Below are 20,802 nucleotides of genomic sequence, written 5' to 3' on the forward strand. Positions count from 1 at the left end.
ATAACCGGTGTCGACGCCGTTCTATGTTTCACCTCAGCAGCAGATGGCCGACCGGGCGGAGTACGCCCGCAAGGGCATCGCCCGTGGCCGCAGCCTGGTCGTGCTGCAGTTCGCCGACGGCATCGTGTTCGTCGGCGAGAACCCGTCCCGTGCGCTGCACAAGTTCAGCGAGATCTACGACCGGATCGGTTTCGCGGCCGCCGGCAAGTACAACGAGTACGAGAACCTGCGGATCGGTGGGGTGCGGTACGCCGACCTGCGGGGTTACACCTACGACCGCGATGACGTGACGGCCCGTGGCCTGGCCAACGTCTACGCGCAGACCTTGGGCACGATCTTCTCCTCCGCGGCCGAGAAGCCGTACGAGGTGGAGCTGGTGGTCGCCGAGGTGGGGGAGACCCGGGAGGGCGACCAGCTCTACCGTCTCCCGCACGACGGCTCGATCGTGGACGAGCACGGCTCGGTCGCGGTGGGAGGCAACGCGGAGCAGATCAGCAGCTACCTGGACCAGCGCCACCGGGACGGTATGACGCTGGCCGAGGCCCTGAAGCTGGCGGTGCAGGCGCTGTCGCGCGACACCAACGGCAGCGAGCGGGAGATTCCCGCTGAGCGGCTGGAGGTGGCGGTGCTGGACCGTACGCGGCCGCAGAAGCGCAAGTTCAAGCGGATCGGTGGGCGTCAGCTGTCCAGGCTGCTGGGAGCGGAGGGAGACGGGGGCGCCGACGAGACGGCCTCCGAGACCTCCGAGGACACCGAGTAGCTCGGCTCGATCGTTCACGTCGCGCGCCTTGGCCGCTGTTGTGGCCGGGGCGCGCGTCTGCGCCTGCGGCTTCGTGGTGGGTCGGGGCCGCGTCGGGGGGTGTCCGTCCTCGGAACGGCGCGATGGGGTTGGATACCGACTCGCTGTTCGTTGACGCGCCAACCGCTGCGGGCGGACACCCCCCGACACGTCCCCTTCCGTGCGTACGCGGCTGCGGGCGCGTCGTGGCTGTCCTGGCTGCGGGCTTGCGTGCCTCCCCCGGTGCCTTGAGGGCCTGGGAGGTGTCCCCAGGGCGGCACGGGTGGGCGGTGGGGGTCCCCCCCCGCTCGAGCGGAGCCGAGAGTGGGGGAGGCACCCCTGTTCCGCCGGGCTGTGGACCCACCCGGCCCCAGCAACCGTCGCCGGGCGGCTACGGCAGGCCCGGCGGCGCTGTGGAGCCCCGTACGACCAGTTGCACCGGGATGTCCCCGCCCTCGGGCGCGCGGCCCTCCATGACGGCCAGCAGGGCCCGCATGCCCCGTTCCCCGAAGAGCTCCGCGTCCAGGCGGACCGTCGTCAGTTCCGGGTCGATGGCCGTGGCCAGGGCCAGATCGTCCAGGCCGGTGACCGAGACGTCGTCCGGGACGCGTAGGCCGAGGCGGCGAACCGCCTTGTACGCACCGGCGGCCAGCTTGTCGTCGTCGCACACCAGGGCCGTGGGGCGCGGCCCGGGCAGCGAGAGGGCGGCCTCCGTGGCTGTCACGGCGCCCTCGATGGAGATCGGCGCCCGGGTCGTGCGTACCGACGTACCGGGCACATCCCTCAGCCGGCTCGCCAGCTCCCGGGCCCGTACTTCGAAGGTCCAGGACGGTACGTCCGCCGCCAGATGCAGGAAGCGGCGGTGGCCCAGGGACAGCAGGTGTTCCGCGACCTGGCGGACACCGTCGGCGATGTCCAGGTTCACGGTCGCCGCACCCAGGCTCCCCTCCGGATCGCTGTCCAGCATCACCAGGGGCAGCTGGTCCCCGCGGATCGCGGTGAGCGCGTCGGCGGCCATGGAGGAGGCGATCACGCCGTCCAGGGCGGCCTGGGCGGAAGCGAAGGGGTCGCGGGCGGGGCCGACGCCCTCGGGGGAGGGGTAGAGGACGACGCCGAACCCGTGCTCGGCGGCGACGCGGGCGGCGCCCGTGTAGACGCCCGCGAAGAACTCCGTGGTGAGGGCCGGGACCACCAGGAGGACCGTGCGGGTGCGGCCCAGGCGCAGGTTGCGGGCGGCCAGGTTCGGGCGGTAACCCAGGTCGCGTGCGGCCTCGCGGACCCGTTCGGCGGTCGCCTCAGAGACGCGGCCGCGCCATTTGTCGCCCAGGACCAGGGAGACCGCCGCCTGGGAGACGCCGGCGGCCTGGGCGACGTCCCGGCTCGTGGGGCGTGTGCTGCCTCGTGCCACCGTCGGGCCGCTCCTTCGTCTGGACTCGTGAACAGCGGACATGGTACGTATGAACCGTTGACGTTATACGTAAAACCTAGGGCGGGGACATGGCTACGGGATACCTGGAGATCCTTCGGGCGCGACACGCCGCCCGGCTGCTCGTCGGCACGCTCGTGGGACGGCTGCCCAATGCCACCGGCGCCATCGCGATCCTGCTGTTCGTGCGGGCGGAGGGCGGTTCGTACAGCCTGGCGGGGGCGCTGGCGGGGGTGTACGGCGTCGCCAACGCCGTGGGGCAGCCGGTGCTGGGCAGGCTCGTTGATCTGCGCGGGCAGCCGCGCGTGCAGTTGCCGGCGGCTGTTCTGTCGGGGCTCGCGATGGCCGTGTTCGCCTTCACCGGGATCGGGTCGCTGACGGTCGCGTATGCCGCCGTCGCGGCCGCGGGGCTCTTCACGCCGCCCCTGGAGGGCGGGCTGCGGGCCCTGTGGTCCTCGGTCCTCCGGAAGGAGGACCAGGTGCACACGGCGTACGCCATGGACGCCGTGGCCCAGGAGGTGATGTTCACCGTCGGGCCGCTGCTCGTGACGCTGTGCGTGTCCCTGTGGTCGGCCCAGGTCGCGCTGCTGGTGCTGAACGTGGTCGGGGTGCTGGGGGCGCTGTCCGTGGTGGTGTCGCCGCCCTCGCGTGCCTGGCGATCGGCGCCGCGGGAGGCGCACTGGCTGGGCGCGCTGCGCTCGGCGGGGCTGCTGGCTCTGCTGGCGGCGTTCCTGTTCATCGGGATGGCGCTCGGATCCATCACCGTCGCCTCGGTGCCCTACGCCGACGCGCACGGCGGTGACGCCGTGTACGGCTGGCTGATGGCGGCCCTGGGATTCGGGGCGCTGGTCGGCGGCACCGTCTACGGGGCCCGGCAGTGGGCCGGTGAGCCCGCGCGGCGACTGCAGGTGCTGGTAGCCCTTCTGGTGGTCTGTTACCTGCCGCTGCTTCTCATGCCGGACGCGGTGCCCATGGTGGCGCTGACCGCGCTCGCCGGTGTCTTCCTCGCGCCCGCCATCGCCTGCGCGTTCGTCCTGGTCGACCGTCACGCCCCGCGCGGCACGGTCACCGAGGCGTTCTCCTGGCTGGTGACGACGTTCACCGTGGGCCACTCGGTCGGAGCGGGTGTCGCGGGGCCCGTCGTGGAGACGGGCGGGGCGCTGTGGGGCTTCGCCGTGCCGGGTGCCGCGGGGGGCGTGTCCCTGCTGGTTTTGGCCGCCACAGGACGGGTACTCGCAGTTCCCGGCGGGGGAGCGGTTGTTGTGTCCGGTTCGGAAAATGATCCAAACCGTGCCCTCGAACCCCGTTTCAGTTCAGGGGATCGGGCGTAATGTTCCCTCATGGACCGCCGCATTTTCGGGCTGGAGAACGAGTACGGCGTCACGTGCACGTTCAGGGGACAGCGCCGCCTGTCTCCTGACGAGGTGGCGCGGTACCTCTTCCGCCGTGTCGTGTCATGGGGCCGCAGCAGCAATGTCTTTCTGCGAAACGGCGCCCGCCTCTATCTCGACGTGGGCTCACATCCGGAATACGCCACACCGGAATGTGACAACGTGACCGAACTGGTCACCCACGACAAAGCGGGCGAGCGCATTCTCGAAGGACTCCTGGTGGACGCCGAACGACGCCTGCACGAGGAGGGAATCGCGGGCGACGTCTACCTCTTCAAGAACAACACCGATTCGGCGGGCAACTCCTACGGCTGCCACGAGAACTATCTGGTCGCCCGGCACGGGGAGTTCTCCCGGCTCGCGGACATTCTCATTCCGTTTCTGGTGACGAGGCAGCTGCTGTGCGGTGCCGGCAAGGTGCTGCAGACGCCGCGCGGTGCCGTCTACTGCGTCAGCCAGCGTGCCGAGCACATCTGGGAGGGCGTCTCCTCGGCGACGACCCGCTCCCGGCCGATCATTAACACGCGCGACGAGCCGCACGCGGACGCCGAGCGCTACCGCCGCCTGCACGTCATCGTGGGCGACTCCAACATGTCCGAGACGACCATGTTGCTCAAGGTCGGAGCCACCGACCTGGTGCTGCGCATGATCGAGGCGGGCACCGTGATGCGCGACCTGACCCTGGAGAACCCGATCCGGGCGATCCGCGAGGTCAGCCACGACATCACCGGCCGGCGCAAGGTGCGCCTGGCCAGCGGCCGCGAGGCCTCCGCCCTGGAGGTACAGCGCGAGTACTACGAGAAGGCCGTGGACTTCTGCGAGCGCCGCGGCATCCGCACCGGCACCGTCGAGCAGGTCCTGGAGCTCTGGGGCCGCACGCTGGACGCGATCGAGGCCGAGGACCTCGACCGCATCGGCACCGAGATCGACTGGGTCATGAAGTACAAGCTCATCGAGCGGTACCGCAGCAAGAACAACATGACCATGTCGCACCCGCGGGTCGCGCAGATAGACCTCGCCTACCACGACATCCACCGCCGTCGTGGCCTGTACTACCTGCTCGAGAAGAAGGGTCAGGCAGCACGGATCTGCAACGACTTGAAGATCTTCGAGGGCAAGTCGGTTCCGCCGCAGACCACTCGGGCCCGGCTGCGCGGCGACTTCATCCGGCGTGCCCAGGAACAGCGCCGTGACTTCACGGTCGACTGGGTTCACCTCAAGCTCAACGACCAGGCTCAGCGCACCGTCTTGTGCAAGGACCCGTTCCGTTCGGTGGACGACCGGGTGGAGAAGCTGATCGCCGGAATGTGAGGAATTGCGCCGGCGGGGAATTAGCCGGAACGCCACACGGGCGCCGTACGTTACAAGTACGGCGCCCTGCTCACGCCGTAGAGTTGCGCGCACGCCATCAACGAGATCGATCGATTACGAGGCCCCCACAGTGCGCCGACGCTCACTTCTCATCTCTGTACCCGCAGGACTGGCCACACTCGCCGCATGCGGCGACGACAAGTCGGATTCGAGCAAGGCCAGCGACAGCCCTTCGCCCTCGCCCTCGGCATCGGCCCCGTCCTCGGCGCCGCCGCCGAAGATCGTGGACGGTCCGCTGCCGGCGATCACCGCGGGCACCAAGTTCGACGAGAAGCCGACGATCGCCAAGGGCAGCGGAGAGCCGTCGAAGCAGCTCGCGGTGAAGACGCTGATCGCGGGCAGCGGCAAGACCGTCGCGGAGAACGACTTCGTCGTCGCGAACTACCTGGGCCAGGTCTGGAGCACCGCCAAGGTCTTCGACAACTCTTACGACCGCAAGACCCGCCTGGCCATCCAGCTCGCCCAGGGCCAGATCATCGACGGCTGGCGGTACGCGCTGGCCGGCAAGAAGGCCGGCAGCCGTGTCGAGATGGCCGTCCCGCCCACCTGGGGCTACGGCTCGCAGGGCAACCCGCAGGCGGGTATCAAGGGCACCGACACGCTGGTCTTCGTCGTCGACGTGCTGGACGCGTTCAACGCCACCAGCTCCGCCAAGGGCAACGAGGTCCCGCAGGACGACGCGGACCTGCCCAAGGTCGGCACCAACACCGACGGCAAGGCGCCCTCCATCGAGGTGCCCAAGGCGACGGCTCCGAAGAAGCTCGTCGCGGAGTACGTCCTGGAGGGTGACGGCGAGAAGGTCGCCGCCGACGACAGCGTCCTCGTGCAGTACAAGGGCGTGCTGTGGGACGGCGGCAAGGAGTTCGACTCCTCGTACGCCAACAAGCAGCTGGTGTCGTTCTCGCTCCAGCAGGTCGTCAAGGGCTGGGCGCAGGGCCTGACCGGCAAGAAGGTGGGCAGCCGGGTCCTCATCGTCATCCCGCCCGCGCTGGGCTACGGCGACAACCCGCCGCAGGGCAGCGGCATCAAGAAGGACTCCACGCTGGTCTTTTCGGTGGACATCCTCGCGAAGCTGTGAGGCGCGTGGGATGTAAGACTGTGCGTGTTCGCCTTTTCGCAGACAAGCAGGAGCCAGAGACGTGAGCATCGACAAGCCCGAGGTCGACTTCCCGGGTGGCGAGCCCCCGGCGGACCTCGAGATCAAGGACATCTGGGAAGGCGACGGCCCGGTCGCGCAGGCCGGCCAGACCGTCACCGTGCACTACGTCGGTGTCGCCTTCAGCACGGGCGAGGAGTTCGACGCCAGCTGGAACCGCGGCACCCCGTTCCGCTTCCCGCTGGGCGGCGGCCGGGTCATCCAGGGCTGGGACCAGGGCGTCCAGGGCATGAAGGTCGGCGGCCGCCGCCAGCTGACCGTCCCCGCCCACCTCGCCTACGGCAACCAGAGCCCGACCCCTCTGATCAAGCCCGGCGAGACGCTGATCTTCGTGGTCGACCTGCTCGGGGTCTGAGCAAGGTCCGACAGACTCGATCACCTGGGGCCCATGCCTGTTCGGGCATGGGCCCTCGGCTTTGCCGGGCCACCGCGGGGCGGTACGGTCATCGGTCGTAAGCACCATAGGGAGGCGAAGGGCGTCGATGGCCATTGCCAAGGCCGAGCGGCTGATGAACCTGGCGCTGTGTCTGCTCGGGACGCGGCGGCCGCTCAGCAAGCGTGAGCTGCGCGACTCCATCGAGGCCTACGTCGAGGCCTTCGGACCGGGGAACGGAGCCACCGGCTCCGACGACTCCTTCAATCGCATGTTCGAGCGCGACAAGGACGACCTGCGCGAACTCGGACTCGTCATCGAGACCGTCGAGAGCCTCGAAGGCGAGATCGGCTACCTGGCCCGGCGCGACAGCAACCGCCTCCCGCCCATCACCCTGGACGCCGAGGAAGCCGCGGCCCTCGGGGTCGCCGCCAAGGTGTGGCAGCAGGCCCGGCTCGCCGGCGCGGCCAGCGGTGCCCTGCAGAAGCTGCGCGCGGCGGGCCTGCCCGAGGACGTCGACCCCTACGGGCCGCACGGCGCGCTGGAGCCGCGGATCCCCGTGCACGAGGCGGCGTTCGAGCCGCTGATGCTCGCCTGCCGGGACCGCCGCCCCGTCGTCTTCGACTACCGCAAGGCCACCGCCGCCCAGCCCGGGCAGCGGCACGTGGAGCCGTGGGCGCTCGAGTGCTGGCGCGGCCACTGGTACCTCGCGGGCTGGGACCGCGACCGGGGCGCCGAGCGGGTCTTCCGGCTCTCCCGGATCACCGGCAAGGTCCGCTCGCGCGGCGGCCGGTACACCGCTCCCGTGCCGGATGTCGTCACCGTCCGGGAGACCGTCGCGAGCTGGGCCGGGGAGATCGCCGACCGCACCGCCCGGATCCGGCTGCGCTCGGGTGCGGGGTACCCCCTTCGGGCGAAGGCCACCGCCGTACGGGAACTCGGCGACGGCTGGGACGAGTTGGAGATTCCGTACGGCCACGGGCTGGACGCCTGGCTGGTGGAGTTCGGGCCGGACGTGGTCGTCCTGGAGCCCGCCGAGCTGCGGGCAGACGTGGTGGACCGGCTGCGGGCCGTGGCCAAGGGCTGAGGGGGAGCGGACGAAACAGTGGCAGGCAAACCGGTCAGGCCCGTGAACGCCATCGACCAGACCCGGCGGATGCTCTCGCTGGTGACGTATCTGAAGGAGCGTCCCGGCGCCCGCGTCGAGGACGTCGCGCGCGCCTTCGGCATCACCGAGGACGAGCTGGTCTCCGACCTCGACGTGCTGCCCATGTGCGGCACCAGCTTCCGCGGCGGCGACCTGCTCGACATCGACACCGACGGCGAGCGCATCTGGTGGCACAACTCGGCCGCCCTGGCGGACGAAGCCGCCGAGCCGCTCCGGCTCGCCGCCGACGAGGCCACCGCCCTGCTCGTCGCCGCCCGGGCCGTGGCCACGCTGCCCGGACTGCGCGAGAGCGACCGCCAGGCGCTGCTGCGGGCGACGGCCAAGGTGGAGACCGCGGCCGGCGAGATGGCGGGTGCCAGCTCGCGCCTGTCGGTGACCTTCGAGTCCGAGGGCGGAGTCTTCGCGGACGTCGACCGGGCCATCGCCGAGCGCCGCCGCCTGTGGATCCGCTACTACTCGCCCGCGCGCGACGAGGTCACCGAGCGGGAGATCGACCCCATCCGCCTGGTCAGCGTCGGGCACACCTACGTCGAGGCCTGGTGCCGGCGCTCCGAGGCGCGCCGCACGTTCCGGCTCGACCGGGTCGCAGAGATCAGGATCCTGGACGAGCCGTCGGCGCCGCCGGAGATCGAGCTGCGGGACCTGTCGGAGGCCCTGGTGCAGCCCGCGGCCGAGGACCCGGAGGTCGAGGTCGAGGTCGGGCCCGGCGGGCGCTGGGTCGCCGAGTACTACCCGCACGACAGCGCGGACGAGCTGCCCGACGGCGGCCTGCGGATCACCCTGCGCACGCCCGACCCGGCGTCGCTCCGCCGCCTGGCGCTGCGGCTAGGGCGGGACGGCCGGATCGTCTCGCCGCCGGAGCTCGCCGACAGCGCCCGGCAGGCGGCCCGCGAGGCGCTGACGGCGTACGACGGGATCGATGCGGCCGGGACGGCCGGCGGCGCGGAACCCGCCGAGGCCGGCGGGCGCGAGTGATGCGCGGGTGCCCGCGGCGTCGACGGCCGAGCGCGGCCGCCCTCGGCATCGGCCGGGGTGCCGGGGCGCGGATCCGGCCGACGTCGGTGGTGAGCCGGACTCGTCGACGGTCGAGTGGGGCCGCCCTCGGCATCGGCCGGGGTGCCGGGGCGCGGATCCGGCCGACGTCGGTGGTGAGCCGGACTCGTCGACGGTCGAGTGGGGCCGCCCTCGGCATCGGCCGGGGTGCCGGGGCGCGGATCCGGCCGACATCGGTGGTGAGCCGGACCGCACCGGCGACACCCGGGCGCCCCGGAGGCGTACCACCCGAGACAGAGGAGCGAGGCCTGTGAGCGAGTCGGCGGCGCCCGGTGCGCGCAGCATGACGGTGGAGTCCGCGTTCGCCGGGATGACGAGCGTGTCCCCGGTGGTCTTCAAGGCGGGCTGCCCGGACTGCCGGGAGCGTTTCGAGCTCACCGCGGGCGCCCTGCGCCTCGCCATCGGCGCCACCAGCCGCACCACCTTCTACTCCTTCACCTGCCCGCAGTGCGGCGCGTCCGTCCGCAAGCCCGCGGGGGAGCGGATCGTGGAGCTGCTCACGGGCGGCGGCGTGCGGACCCTGCGGCTTGCTCCGACCCCCTGAGGGTCTGGACGTCCGCCCCTGCCGGAGGGTCTAGGCTCGACGGCATGTTCTGGCCGATGTTCGCGATTGCCGTGGGGTTCGTGGGTCTCGCCGTGCTCGGGGTGCTCGCCGTCCGGGTCTTCGTGGAGGCACAGCGCCTGGGCAGGCAGGTCACGGACTCCGCGCGCCGTATCAACCGGGCCGCCGAGGACCTGGAGCGGGCCGCGGGGAGCGCGGCCCGGTCTGTGGACGCCCTGTGAGCCGTTCTGCAGGCGGCTGTGAGTTGCGCTTTGGGGCACTTCGCCCTGTCACCTCCGTGGTTCGGACAGGTACGCTGCTGATCGCGGCCCGGTTAACGAGGCACTGGCCGCGGAGCGGGAGTACGTACAGGGGATGCAGAGGGATTGCCTCACGTTTACCCCCGAGCGTTACGATCGCTGTCAACACGATCGTTCGGACAAACGTCCGACCGGTCGGACAGCACCCCACCCCAGCCGCCTCGGTGAGAAGGTAAAGACTTATGTTCGGAAGGCTCGGAGCCCCCGAGATCATTCTCATCCTCGTCGTCATCATCCTGCTGTTCGGCGCGAAGAAGCTTCCGGACATGGCTCGGTCGCTCGGCAAGTCCGCCCGCATCCTCAAGAGCGAGGCCAAGGCGATGAAGGACGAGAGCAAGTCGTCCACGACCCCGGCCGGCCCGCCCAACAACGACGAGCAGTCCTCGCACCGCACCATCCAGGCAGCGCCCGGTGACGTGACCAGCTCGCGTCCGGTCAACGAGCCCACGGACACGACCAAGCGCTGAAGCCGGGCCGGTGACCTCCGGCCCGCCGCACGAGATGGGAACGTGGGTTGCTGAAGTCTGCCCGCAAGCAGGAGAAGGATCCCGAGGGGCGGATGCCCCTCGCGGAGCACCTTCGCGAGCTCCGCAACCGGCTCGCCAAGGCGATGCTGGCGATCGTCCTCGTCACGGTCGTCGCCGCCTTCTTCTACAACGACATCATCAACTTGATCACCAAGCCGATCCTCGACTCGGTCGGCTGTGACAAGACCTTCCAGGAACTGGCCAGGTCGCAGTCCTCGAAGCCGTGTGCGCAGATCACCATCAACGGTCTGATCACCCCCTTCACGCTGGCGCTGAAGGTGTCGCTGATGGCCGGTGTCGTGCTGGCCTCGCCGGTCTGGCTCTACCAGCTGTGGGCCTTCGTCGCGCCGGGCCTGCACCGGCACGAGAGGAAGTACGCCTACGCCTTCGTCGGCACGGGCGCCCCGCTGTTCATCACCGGCGCCTACTTCGCCTACACGGTGCTTCCCACCACGGCGAGGGTGCTCCTCGAGTTCACCCCCGGGGGCACGTCCAACCTCCTCCCGCTGGACGACCTGCTCGACCTGGTCATGCGGATGGTGATCGTCTTCGGCCTCTCGTTCGAGCTGCCCCTGCTGCTGGTCATGCTCAATCTCACCGGGGCGATCACCGGCAAGCGGATGCTCGGCTGGTGGCGCGGCATGATCATGGGCATCACGGTCTTCGCGGCCATCGCCACGCCCAGCACCGACCCGCTGACCATGCTGATGCTCGCCGGGCCGATCTGGATCCTGTACTTCGCCGCCGTCGCCTTCTCCCTGCTCAACGACCGCCGACGCAGCCGTCGCGAGGCCCTGGGCCCCGCCGACGACGAGGCTTCCGAGCTGGACCTCACGCCCGACGCCATCGGCGAGATCGAACCCGTGACCACCAGCCGGGCCGCCCTGCCCGAGCAGGCGAGTTCGGACCGCTCGGACCGGGTCAACGGTTATGACGACGTGACCTGAAGATCGGCGGGCAGCTCATAGGGTCGGTCGCGTGACCAGCGAGATCACCCTCTTCGTCAACCCCACCGCGGGCCGCGGCCGGGGCGCCCGCGCGGCGCAGCCGGCCGCTTCCGCTTTGCGGGCGGCCGGTTTCTCGGTGCGTACGGTGCTCGGCGAGGACGCCGCGGACGCCCTCATCCGCGCCCGCGCCGCCGTCGAGGGCGGTACGGGAGCGCTGATAGCCGTCGGCGGTGACGGCATGGCCAACCTCGCGCTGCGGGCGGTCGCGGGCACCCGCACCCCGCTCGGCCTGGTCGCCGTCGGCACCGGCAACGACTTCGCCCGCGCCCTCGGCCTGCCCGTGCGCGAGCCGGCCGCCGCTGGCCGCATGATCGCCGACGCCCTCAAGTGCGGCAGGATCCACGACATCGACGTCGGTCAGGTGGGCGACCGCTGGTTCGGCACGGTCCTCGCCTCCGGCTTCGACTCCCGCGTCAACGACCGCGGCAACCGCATGCGGTGGCCCGCAGGCCGCTTCAGGTACGACCTGGCGATGATCGCCGAACTCGCCGCGTTCCGGCCCGTCCCGTACCGGATCCGGCTCGACGACGGCGAGGTCCGTGAGGTCGAGGCGACCCTGGTGGCCGTCGGCAACGGCTCGTCGTACGGCGGCGGAATGCGGATCTGCCCCGGCGCCGACCTCACTGACGGGCTGTTCGACATCACCGTGGTCGGGGACTGCAGCCGTACGACACTGCTGCGGGTGTTTCCCCGGGTGTACCGGGGGACCCACGCCGGGCATCCGGCGGTGACCGTGCTGCGTGCGGCCCGGGTCGAGATCGCCGCCGAGGGGATCACCGGGTACGCGGACGGGGAGCCGCTCGGCCCGCTGCCCCTGAGCGCGCGCTGCGTGCGCGGGGGCGTGCGCGTCGTCGGCCCCTGAACTGCGCCGATCCCCGGTTTCACAGGAATGGATCCGGATAATGATCGTCCTGTTGTCAGTGCGGCCCGGTACGCTCGAAAGCACGATGACAGAGGACCTCTCACCGGCCGAGCGGTACGCGGCAGCCCGCAAGCGTGCTGTCGAGCAGGCCACCGCGCTCGCCTCCTTCCGCGAGATGTACGACTTCGGCCTCGATCCCTTCCAGATCGAGGCCTGCCAGGCGCTCGAGGCGGGGAAGGGCGTCCTGGTCGCCGCGCCCACCGGCTCGGGCAAGACGATCGTCGGCGAGTTCGCCGTCCACCTCGCCCTCCAGCAGGGCAAGAAGTGCTTCTACACGACCCCCATCAAGGCGCTGTCGAACCAGAAGTACGCCGACCTGTGCCGCCGCTACGGCACGGACAAGGTGGGCCTGCTCACCGGCGACAACAGCGTCAACTCCGACGCCCCGGTGGTCGTGATGACCACCGAGGTGCTGCGGAACATGCTGTACGCCGGTTCGCAGACCCTCCTGGGCCTCGGCCACGTGGTCATGGACGAGGTGCACTACCTCTCCGACCGGTTCCGGGGTGCCGTGTGGGAAGAGGTGATCATTCACCTACCCGAGTCGGTCACGCTCGTGTCGCTGTCGGCGACCGTGTCGAACGCCGAGGAGTTCGGCGACTGGCTCGACACCGTCCGCGGTGACACCGAGGTGATCGTCTCCGAGCACCGGCCCGTGCCGCTGTTCCAGCACGTGCTCGCCGGGCGGCGGATGTACGACCTGTTCGAGGAGGGCGAGGGCCACAAGAAGGCCGTCAACCCCGACCTCACGCGCATGGCGCGCATGGAGGCGAGCCGGCCGTCGTACCAGGACCGCCGGCGCGGCCGGTCCATGCGCGAGGCCGACCGCGAGCGCGACCGCAGACAGCGCTCCCGGGTGTGGACACCGAGCCGGCCCGAGGTCATCGAACGGCTCGACGCCGAGGGGCTGCTGCCCGCCATCACCTTCATCTTCAGCCGCGCCGCCTGCGAGGCCGCCGTCCAGCAGTGCCTGTACGCGGGCCTCAGGCTCAACGACGACGAGGCCCGCGCACGGGTACGCGCCCTCGTCGAGGAGCGCACGGCGTCCATCCCGACCGAGGACCTGCACGTCCTCGGCTACTACGAGTGGCTGGAGGGCCTCGAGCGCGGCATCGCCGCCCACCACGCGGGCATGCTGCCGAGCTTCAAGGAGGTCGTCGAGGAACTGTTCGTACGCGGCCTGGTCAAGGCCGTGTTCGCGACCGAGACCCTCGCCCTCGGCATCAACATGCCCGCCCGCTCGGTGGTGCTGGAGAAACTCGTCAAGTGGAACGGCGAGCAGCACGCGGACATCACCCCGGGCGAGTACACGCAGTTGACGGGGCGTGCGGGGCGGCGCGGCATCGACGTCGAGGGCCACGCCGTGGTGCTGTGGCAGCGCGGCTCGAGCCCCGAGCACCTGGCGGGTCTGGCCGGCACGCGCACGTACCCGCTGCGCTCGAGCTTCAGGCCGTCGTACAACATGGCGGTCAACCTGGTCGAGCAGTTCGGCCGGCACCGGTCGCGCGAGCTGCTGGAGACGTCCTTCGCGCAGTTCCAGGCGGACAAGTCGGTCGTCGGCATCTCCCGCCAGGTGCAGCGCAACGAGGAGGGTCTTGAGGGCTACAAGGCTTCCATGACCTGCCACCTCGGCGACTTCGAGGAGTACGCGCGGCTGCGCCGCGAGCTGAAGGACCGTGAGAACGACCTGGCCCGGCAGGGTGCGGCACAGCGGCGGGCCGAGGCCGCCGTCGCGCTGGAGAAGCTGAAGCCCGGTGACGTCATCCACGTGCCCACCGGCAAGTACGCGGGCCTGGCTCTGGTGCTGGACCCGGGCCTGCCCGCGGGCCGTTCGAACGGCCACCGGGGCTTCGAGCACCACGACGGGCCGCGCCCGCTGGTGCTGACCGCCGAGCGGCAGGTGAAGCGGCTGGCGTCCATCGACTTCCCGATACCGGTCGAGCCGCTGGAGCGGATGCGGATCCCGAAGTCCTTCAACCCGCGTTCCCCGCAGTCCCGTCGGGACCTCGCCTCCGCGCTGCGCACCAAGGCCGGGCACATCCCGGCCGACCGGCACCGCAAGCGGCGCTCCCAGGCGGCCGACGATCGCGAGATCGCCCGGCTGCGGACCGAGCTGCGCGCACACCCCTGCCACGGGTGCGACGACCGTGAGGACCACGCCCGTTGGGCCGAGCGCTACCACCGGCTGCTGCGGGACACCTCGCAGCTGGAGCGGCGGATCGAGGGCCGTACGAACACGATCGCGCGGACGTTCGACCGTATCGTCGCGCTGCTGACCGAGCTCGACTACCTGCGCGGCGACGAGGTCACCGAGCACGGCAAGCGGCTCGCGCGGCTGTACGGCGAGCTGGACCTGCTCGCCAGCGAGTGCCTGCGCGAGGGCGTCTGGGAGGGGCTCGGCCCGGCCGAACTGGCGGGCTGTGTCTCGGCGTTGGTGTACGAGGCGCGTGCGGCGGACGACGCGATGGCGCCGAAGCTGCCGTCGGGGAAGGCCAAGGCCGCGCTGGGGGAGATGGTGCGGATCTGGGGGCGGCTTGACGCGCTGGAGGAGGAGTTCCGGATCACCCAGACCGAGGGGGTCGGACAGCGTGAGCCGGACCTGGGGTTCGCCTGGGCCGCGTACATGTGGGCCTCCGGGGCGGGGCTGGACGAGGTGCTGCGTGAGGCGGAGATGCCGGCGGGAGACTTCGTGCGGTGGTGCAAGCAGGTCATCGATGTGCTGGGGCAGATCGCGGCGGCGGCGCCGCAGGGGTCTTCCGTGGTGAAGAACGCGCGTAAGGCTGTCGACGGGGTGCTGCGGGGAGTTGTCGCCTACTCGTCGGTGGGGTGATCGTTCGGCGCGCGGGTGCCGGCCGTACGTGGCTGCTCGCGCAGTTCCCCGCGCCCCTTTAGGGGCGTTGTTCTGAGGGTCCCTCACCCGTAGCGGTGAGGGACTTTCGTATGCCTGTACGCCATTACGTACAGCATTCGAATGATCTCGCAGCGTGTAAATGACCGAGCGTACTATCCCTTCGCGTCCGGTTTCCGGCAGATGCTGAATATGACACGGCGATGATCCGGTCGGACTAAGCTCGCCCGCAGCGCACCGGCTTGAGATGAATTCGTGCGCTTGTTCCCCAATGTGTGGAACTCCAGCCGACTCCTGTCAGAAGGCCTACATGGTGAGTGTTCAATCCCCTCCCGTTCGCCGTGAACTTCCTTACGCGCGCGTGCTGTTGCTCCCGGCCATAGCGATGGCCGCGGCGTCCGGATCCGCCGTCGCCCTGGTGACGGAGTCGGCCCGGCTCGCCGTCGGCTGGTGCGGCGGCATCGCCACCGCTCTGGTGATCGCGACGGCAGCCGAGGCGGTCCGCCGCGGCCGTGCCCTGCGGAACCAGCGTGCCGAGCACGCCCGCCACAGCGCGTATCTGGAACAGCGGATCGCCGGCCACGAGCACGAGTTGGTCCGCTTCTCGAGGGAGATCGTCCCTGCCGCGCTCGACCTGCTGCGCACCGGAGAATCCCCCAGGGAGGTGATCCGCAAGCTCGGCCTGGCCGACCCCGCGTACCGCGACCTCCCCGCGCCGGAGGTCGAGACGCTGCTGACGGTGCTCAGGATCGTCGACCACGAAGTGACCATGCGCGACGCCGCCGCCCGCTCCTTCGTCACGGTCGCCCGCCGTGTCCAGGCGATCGCCCACCAGCAGGCCGAGGAACTCCGGGAAATGGAGGAGGACCACGGCCGCAACCCCGAGGTCTTCGACGACCTGCTCCGCATCGACCACGGCAACGCCCTGATCGGCCGCCTCGCCGACTCTGTCTCCGTCCTCGGCGGCGGCCGCCCCGGCCGGCAGTGGCCCGAGCCGGTGTCCCTGTACAGCACGCTGCGCGGCGCCATGTCCCGCATCCTGGAGTACCGGCGCATCCAGCTGTCCTCCATCGCCAAGGTCAGCGTCAAGGGCATCTACGTCGAGCCCGTCATCCACGCCGCCGCCGAACTCCTCGACAACGCCACCCGCTACTCGCCGCCGCAGACCAAGGTGCACGTCACCGCCACAGAGGTGCAGACCGGCGTCTGCATCGAGATCGAGGACGGCGGCGTCAACCTCAACGAGGAGGCGCGGGCCCGGATCGAGGGCATGCTGGAGGCCGCCAAGGCAGGCGTCGACCTCCAGGACATCGGTGAGCACCCGCGCCTGGGCCTGGCCGTCGTCGGCCGCCTCTGCACGGCGTACAACATGCAGGTGTCGCTGCGGGCCTCCGCCTACGGAGGCGTCCGCGCCATCCTCATCGTGCCGAGCGAGATGATCACCCACGAGCCCGGCGTCGGACTCGCCCACGGCATCGGCGCCACCGGCATCCCCATGACGGTCGGGATTCCCGAGGGCCCGAAGCGCGCCCCCAAGAGGCGACGCCCGACCAGCCCCAAGATCCCCGACACGGTCCTGCTGGAGGACGACGACGTCCCCGAGGTCACCGAGTGGACGACGAACGGCCTGCCGCAGCGCCGCAGCCGGGTGAAGACGCCGCTCGCCGAGCGACTCGCCCAGCAGGCCGCCAACGAGAAGGCCGACCGGGAGGCCGCCGAGCGGGGCGAGTACAACCCCTGGGCGGCGGTAGCGGAGCCCGAGAGCAAGCCCCTGCGCGACATGTCCGCCCCCGACGCCCCGGGCAAGGGCCTCGAGGCGTTCTGGGAGGGACTCAAGCAGGGCATCGAACCCGGCACGCACCCGACCGACTTCATCCGGAACCCGACCAAGTACCTGCACCTGATCAACGACCCGGCCCCCAGCGAGGCCGACGACGAGGGGGACCTCAAGTGATCCAGCAGCGAGGCAACTTCGACTGGATGCTCAAGCAGCTCGCCGACGGCGTGCCGGGCATCGAGATGATCGTGGTGCTCTCGGCCGACGGTCTGCGCATCGCCCGCCACGGCGGCGAGCCGGACGCGGCCGACCGGGTCGCCGCGGCCTGCGCCGGCCTGCAGTCCCTCGCGGGCAGCATCTGCCAGGAACTCACCGTGGGCGAAGGTGAGATGAAACTCGTCATGATCGAGATCGACCGCGGCTACTTCTATCTGATGAACGCCGGCGCCAACGCCTTCCTCGCGGTGCTCTCCGACGTGCGGTGCGAACCCGGCCGGATGAGCGCGATGATGCGCGACCTCGTCGTCCGGATCGGCGGCCATCTGACCAGTCCGCCCCGGCGCAACGGGCAGATCGTATGACGCCTCCGCAACGCCAGAGGCGCGACCCCACCCCGGAATCGCCCCCGCCCCAGGAGGGCGAGGGCAAGGTCAGGAACCCCGAGCGGATGTACGTGGTGGCCGGCCCGGACGGTGAACGGGCCGAGCTCGACCTGGTGACGTTAATCGTGGCGCGTGCCGAAGATCCGCCGCCTTCCGCCTCCCCCGAGCAGGCGGCGCTGCTCCGGCTCTGCGCCGCACCCCTGTCCGTGGCCGAGCTGTCGGCCTACCTCCACCTGCCGTTCAGCGCGATGGGCGTGCTGCTCACCGAGCTGCTGACGGCGGAACTGGTGCAGGCGCGCGCCCCGATCGTCCGCCAGTCACGCACCGACCGTTCCCTCCTCGAAGCGGTGATGAATGGACTTCAAAGGCTCTGACACCATCCCGGGCCCCCGGGCCGAGGACCAGTTGCCCCACACGGCACAGTCCGCGGCCAAGATCGTGATCGTGGGTGGCTTCGGCGTCGGCAAGACGACCATGGTCGGCTCGGTCAGCGAGATCACACCGCTGACCACCGAGGAGACCATGACGCAGGCCGGCATCGGTGTCGACGACAACTTCGGCTCCGCGTCCAAGACGGCCACCACCGTCGCCATGGACTTCGGCCGCATCAGCATCACCGACCAGCTCGTGCTCTACCTCTTCGGCACACCCGGCCAGCAGCGCTTCTGGTTCCTGTGGAACGGCCTGTTCGAGGGCGCGCTCGGCGCGGTGGTGCTGGTCGACACCCGTCGGCTGGAGGTCAGCTTCGATGTCATGGGGCGCCTGGAGGAGCGCGGCGTGCCGTTCGTGGTGGCGGTCAACTCCTTCCCGGACGCGCCCCGCTACGACCTCGAGGAGCTGCGCACGGCCCTCGACCTCACCCAGGACATCCCGATCATGGAGTGCGACGTACGCCGCCGGGCCTCCAGCCGTGACGTCCTGATGACCCTCATGCGCTTCCTGCACTCGCTCGCCATGACGGGCTCGCTCACCTGATCCCGCCCCCTGCCCGCCCCACCCCCACATTCCCCCACCAGACACCTGGATTCACTTCAGTTTCGGAGCGACCACTGTGACGCCTGAATCCCACACCCCGACCGATACGGACGCCTCCCGGCTCGGCCCGCCCCCCGGCTGCCCCGCACACGGCCTCGGGCCCGGCGGACTGCCCCGGCTGCACGAGTCGGAGGATCTGGGAGCGCTGTACGAGCAACTACGCAAGGACCACGGCCCCGTGGCGCCCGTGCTGCTCCACGACGATGTCCCGGTCTGGGTCGTCCTCGGCCATGCCGAGAACCTGCACATGGTGCGCTCGCCCTCGCAGTTCTGCCGGGACAGCCGTATCTGGACCCCGCTCCGGGACGGCCTGGTCAAGCCCGACCACCCGCTGATGCCGCACATCGCCTGGCAGCCCATCGCCTCGCACGCCGAGGGCGACGAGCACAAGCGGCTGCGCGGCGCGGTTCAGGGCGCCATCTCGACCGTCGACTTCCGCAGCCTGCGCCGCTACATCAACCGCAGCACGCAGGCCATCGTCAACCGCTTCTGCGAGAAGGGCGAGGCCGACCTCGTCGGCCAGTTCGCCGAGCACCTGCCGATGGCCGTGATGTGCGAGATCCTCGGCATGGCCGACGAGTACAACGACCGCCTCGTCGAGGCCGCCCGCGACGCGCTCAAGGGCACCGAGACCGCGATCGCCAGCCACTCCTACGTCATGGACGCCCTGAGCCGGCTCACCGCACGGCGCCGCGCCCAGCCGGAGGAGGACTTCGCCAGCTACCTGATCACCCACCCGGCCCGGCTGACCGACGACGAGGTCAGGGAGCACCTGCGCCTGGTGCTCTTCGCCGCCTACGAGGCCACCACCAATCTGCTGTCCAACGTGCTGCTCACGGTGCTGATCGACCCGCGCTTCCGTGCCCAGCTCAACGGCGGCCAGATGACGGTGCCGGAGGCGGTGGAGCAGTCCCTGTGGAACGAGCCGCCGTTCAGCACGGTCTTCGCCTACTTCGCCAAGCAGGAGACCGAGCTGGGCGGTCAGCGCATCCGCCGGGGCGACGGACTGCTCTTCGCCCCGGCCGCGGCCAACGTCGACCCGCGGGTACGGCCCGACCTGTCGGCCAGCATGCAGGGCAACCGCTCCCACCTCGCGTTCGGCGGCGGGCCGCACGAGTGCCCCGGCCAGGACGTCGGCCGCTCCATCGCAGATGTCGGCGTCGACGCGCTGCTGATGCGGCTGCCCGACGTCGAACTCGACTGCGACGAGGAGGAGCTGCGCTGGACGGCGTCCATCGCCTCCCGGCACCTGGTGGAAATGCCGGTGCAGTTCTCGCCCAAGCCGCCGCAGGACGTGACGGAGCCGCCGAACCACAAGCAGATCCCCGCACAGCGCTCCGACTGGCAGATCGGCAGCCCGCAGCCGCAACCCGCACCGGTCGCCGCGCAGCCTCAGCCGGTCCCGGTCCCGGCCCAGCCCCAGCCGGCCTCTGCGCACCCGCAGGTTCAGCCGACGGCGCAGGAACCGGCCCGCCGCAAGGGTGCCTGGCAGCGCTTCCTGAGCTGGTGGCGCGGCTACTGACCGGCTGACGGGCCGTCGTACGTCCCGGCGGCCCACCGGTCGTACGACGCCCACGCCGCGAGCTCCCGGCCGCTGCGGAACCGGTGCTCCTCGCCCGTGACCGGATCGGTGAACTCCAGGGCCCGCGCCAGCAGTTGGAGCGGGCGCCGGAAGTCACCGGCCGGCACGGGTTCGGTCACCTCCGGGTAGAGCGGGTCGCCGAGGATCGGCACGCCCAGCGCGGTCATGTGCACCCGCAGCTGGTGCGTCTGCCCGGTGCCGGGCACCAGCCGGTAGCGGGCGAGTCCGCCGGCGCCTTCCGGGCGGTGCTCGACTGGTTCGACTCGGCTCACGGCGTTCGGCTCGCCGGCCACCTCCCGGGCCTGGAGCACCCCGCGCTCCTTCACGATCCGGCTGCGTACCGTTTGGGGCAGGGTGAGGGCGGGGTCGTACGGGGCGACGGCCTCGTACTCCTTGTGGACCAGGCGGGCACTGAACAGCGTCTGGTACGCGCCGCGCTCCTCGGGGCGCACGGTGAACAGCACGAGCCCCGCGGTGAGCCGGTCCAGACGGTGTGCGGGGCCGAGCGCGGGGAGGTCCAGCTCCCGGCGCAGCCTGGCCAGCGCGGTCTCGGTGACATGGCTGCCGCGCGGGGTGGTGGCGAGGAAGTGGGGCTTGTCGACGACGACGATGTGCTCGTCCCGGTGCACGACCTCCAGCGGGAAGGGCACCGGCACCTCCTCGGGCAGCTCCCGGTGGAACCAGACGAACATCCCCGGTACGTACGGCGCGTCCGCCGCCACGGCCAGTCCGTCCGCCCCGACGATCCGCCCCGCGTCGAACATCCCGTCGACGACCCCGGCACCCGCCCCGCTGAGCCGCTCCTCCAAGTGCTCACGCACCGTGGTCCACGACCCCGCGACGGGCAGCCGCACCCGCACCGGATCCACGCCGTGGCGCTGCGGCAGGGGCGAGGGCGGGATGCGGGGCTTGCGTCTCATCGCGG

General features: G+C 70.8%; 20 protein-coding genes. 18 read left to right on the top strand and 2 right to left on the bottom strand.

Annotation, left to right across the window (positions count from 1 at the left end):
- Positions 1-7 precede the first annotated feature (7 nt).
- The gene (gene prcA, locus ACZ58V_RS35715; protein WP_471295312.1) at positions 8-760 is read left to right on the top strand and encodes a proteasome subunit alpha; all 753 of its coding nucleotides are present in this window, start codon (positions 8-10) and stop codon (positions 758-760) included.
- Between the two features lie 409 nt (positions 761-1,169).
- On the opposite strand, the gene ACZ58V_RS35720 is transcribed toward prcA, so the two are convergent.
- Positions 1,170-2,186, bottom strand: a complete 1,017-nt coding sequence (locus ACZ58V_RS35720) for a LacI family DNA-binding transcriptional regulator (protein WP_359896637.1) — start codon at positions 2,184-2,186, stop codon at positions 1,170-1,172.
- A gap of 89 nt (positions 2,187-2,275) precedes the next feature.
- Between ACZ58V_RS35720 and ACZ58V_RS35725 the strand changes: the two genes are divergently transcribed.
- The 17 genes from ACZ58V_RS35725 to ACZ58V_RS35805 all read left to right on the top strand — a co-directional run bounded on the left by ACZ58V_RS35725 (position 2,276) and on the right by ACZ58V_RS35805 (position 19,817).
- Positions 2,276-3,535, top strand: a complete 1,260-nt coding sequence (locus ACZ58V_RS35725; RefSeq protein ID WP_468197379.1) for an MFS transporter — start codon at positions 2,276-2,278, stop codon at positions 3,533-3,535.
- 9 nt (positions 3,536-3,544) lie between these two features.
- On the top strand, positions 3,545-4,906 hold the full coding sequence (pafA, locus tag ACZ58V_RS35730) for a Pup--protein ligase (protein ID WP_184597419.1): 1,362 nt from the start codon (positions 3,545-3,547) through the stop codon (positions 4,904-4,906).
- 130 nt (positions 4,907-5,036) lie between these two features.
- On the top strand, positions 5,037-6,044 hold the full coding sequence (locus ACZ58V_RS35735; protein ID WP_471295315.1) for an FKBP-type peptidyl-prolyl cis-trans isomerase: 1,008 nt from the start codon (positions 5,037-5,039) through the stop codon (positions 6,042-6,044).
- Between the two features lie 61 nt (positions 6,045-6,105).
- Positions 6,106-6,477: an FKBP-type peptidyl-prolyl cis-trans isomerase gene (locus ACZ58V_RS35740; RefSeq protein WP_189726573.1), complete on the top strand. Its 372-nt coding sequence runs from the start codon at positions 6,106-6,108 to the stop codon at positions 6,475-6,477.
- A 127-nt stretch (positions 6,478-6,604) separates the two neighbouring features.
- Entirely contained in the window at positions 6,605-7,582 is a 978-nt protein-coding gene (locus ACZ58V_RS35745) for a helix-turn-helix transcriptional regulator (RefSeq protein WP_471295318.1), read from the top strand.
- 18 nt (positions 7,583-7,600) lie between these two features.
- Positions 7,601-8,638 carry a helix-turn-helix transcriptional regulator gene (locus tag ACZ58V_RS35750; protein WP_468197388.1) on the top strand — a complete coding sequence of 346 codons (1,038 nt, stop codon included), beginning with the start codon at positions 7,601-7,603 and terminating at the stop codon, positions 8,636-8,638.
- Positions 8,639-8,966: 328 nt separating this feature from the next.
- A complete protein-coding gene (locus tag ACZ58V_RS35755; protein ID WP_468197390.1) occupies positions 8,967-9,260 on the top strand; it encodes a hypothetical protein in 294 nt (97 codons plus the stop codon).
- Between the two features lie 44 nt (positions 9,261-9,304).
- Entirely contained in the window at positions 9,305-9,499 is a 195-nt protein-coding gene (locus ACZ58V_RS35760) for a hypothetical protein (protein ID WP_189726570.1), read from the top strand.
- A 260-nt stretch (positions 9,500-9,759) separates the two neighbouring features.
- Positions 9,760-10,044, top strand: coding sequence for a Sec-independent protein translocase subunit TatA (gene tatA / locus ACZ58V_RS35765; RefSeq protein ID WP_468197393.1), 285 nt, complete (start codon positions 9,760-9,762; stop codon positions 10,042-10,044).
- 47 nt (positions 10,045-10,091) lie between these two features.
- Positions 10,092-11,051 (top strand): twin-arginine translocase subunit TatC, encoded by a 960-nt coding sequence (gene tatC, locus ACZ58V_RS35770; protein WP_468197396.1) that lies wholly within the window; start codon positions 10,092-10,094, stop codon positions 11,049-11,051.
- 31 nt (positions 11,052-11,082) lie between these two features.
- Positions 11,083-11,973: a diacylglycerol kinase gene (locus ACZ58V_RS35775; protein ID WP_468197398.1), complete on the top strand. Its 891-nt coding sequence runs from the start codon at positions 11,083-11,085 to the stop codon at positions 11,971-11,973.
- Between the two features lie 40 nt (positions 11,974-12,013).
- A complete protein-coding gene (locus ACZ58V_RS35780) occupies positions 12,014-14,863 on the top strand; it encodes a DEAD/DEAH box helicase (RefSeq protein WP_471295321.1) in 2,850 nt (949 codons plus the stop codon).
- 328 nt (positions 14,864-15,191) lie between these two features.
- On the top strand, positions 15,192-16,835 hold the full coding sequence (locus ACZ58V_RS35785) for a sensor histidine kinase (RefSeq protein ID WP_468197403.1): 1,644 nt from the start codon (positions 15,192-15,194) through the stop codon (positions 16,833-16,835).
- Positions 16,832-17,239 (top strand): roadblock/LC7 domain-containing protein, encoded by a 408-nt coding sequence (locus ACZ58V_RS35790; protein WP_184597403.1) that lies wholly within the window; start codon positions 16,832-16,834, stop codon positions 17,237-17,239. The genes ACZ58V_RS35785 and ACZ58V_RS35790 overlap by 4 nt, the downstream gene beginning before the upstream one ends.
- Positions 17,236-17,634 (top strand): DUF742 domain-containing protein, encoded by a 399-nt coding sequence (locus ACZ58V_RS35795; protein WP_184597401.1) that lies wholly within the window; start codon positions 17,236-17,238, stop codon positions 17,632-17,634. The genes ACZ58V_RS35790 and ACZ58V_RS35795 overlap by 4 nt, the downstream gene beginning before the upstream one ends.
- Positions 17,615-18,235 (top strand): GTP-binding protein, encoded by a 621-nt coding sequence (locus ACZ58V_RS35800; RefSeq protein ID WP_468197407.1) that lies wholly within the window; start codon positions 17,615-17,617, stop codon positions 18,233-18,235. The genes ACZ58V_RS35795 and ACZ58V_RS35800 overlap by 20 nt, the downstream gene beginning before the upstream one ends.
- Positions 18,236-18,311: 76 nt before the next feature.
- Positions 18,312-19,817, top strand: coding sequence for a cytochrome P450 (locus tag ACZ58V_RS35805; protein WP_471295325.1), 1,506 nt, complete (start codon positions 18,312-18,314; stop codon positions 19,815-19,817).
- On the opposite strand, the gene ACZ58V_RS35810 is transcribed toward ACZ58V_RS35805, so the two are convergent.
- A complete protein-coding gene (locus ACZ58V_RS35810; RefSeq protein ID WP_471295327.1) occupies positions 19,811-20,797 on the bottom strand; it encodes an RluA family pseudouridine synthase in 987 nt (328 codons plus the stop codon). The two genes, ACZ58V_RS35805 and ACZ58V_RS35810, sit on opposite strands and share 7 nt — an antisense overlap.
- Positions 20,798-20,802: the final 5 nt, after the last annotated feature.

Source organism: Streptomyces sp. NPDC040589 (genome assembly GCF_055594445.1).

Bases quoted from the DNA above. Each gene is read 5' to 3' on its own strand.
- ACZ58V_RS35725 (WP_468197379.1), top strand. From the start codon at position 2,276: ATGGCTACGGGATACCTGGAGATCCTTCGGGCGCGACACGCCGCCCGG.
- pafA (WP_184597419.1), top strand. From the start codon at position 3,545: ATGGACCGCCGCATTTTCGGGCTGGAGAACGAGTACGGCGTCACGTGC.
- ACZ58V_RS35745 (WP_471295318.1), top strand. From the start codon at position 6,605: ATGGCCATTGCCAAGGCCGAGCGGCTGATGAACCTGGCGCTGTGTCTG.
- ACZ58V_RS35760 (WP_189726570.1), top strand. From the start codon at position 9,305: ATGTTCTGGCCGATGTTCGCGATTGCCGTGGGGTTCGTGGGTCTCGCC.
- tatA (WP_468197393.1), top strand. From the start codon at position 9,760: ATGTTCGGAAGGCTCGGAGCCCCCGAGATCATTCTCATCCTCGTCGTC.
- ACZ58V_RS35780 (WP_471295321.1), top strand. From the start codon at position 12,014: ATGATCGTCCTGTTGTCAGTGCGGCCCGGTACGCTCGAAAGCACGATG.
- ACZ58V_RS35785 (WP_468197403.1), top strand. From the start codon at position 15,192: ATGGTGAGTGTTCAATCCCCTCCCGTTCGCCGTGAACTTCCTTACGCG.
- ACZ58V_RS35795 (WP_184597401.1), top strand. From the start codon at position 17,236: ATGACGCCTCCGCAACGCCAGAGGCGCGACCCCACCCCGGAATCGCCC.
- ACZ58V_RS35800 (WP_468197407.1), top strand. From the start codon at position 17,615: ATGGACTTCAAAGGCTCTGACACCATCCCGGGCCCCCGGGCCGAGGAC.
- ACZ58V_RS35810 (WP_471295327.1), bottom strand. From the start codon at position 20,797: ATGAGACGCAAGCCCCGCATCCCGCCCTCGCCCCTGCCGCAGCGCCAC.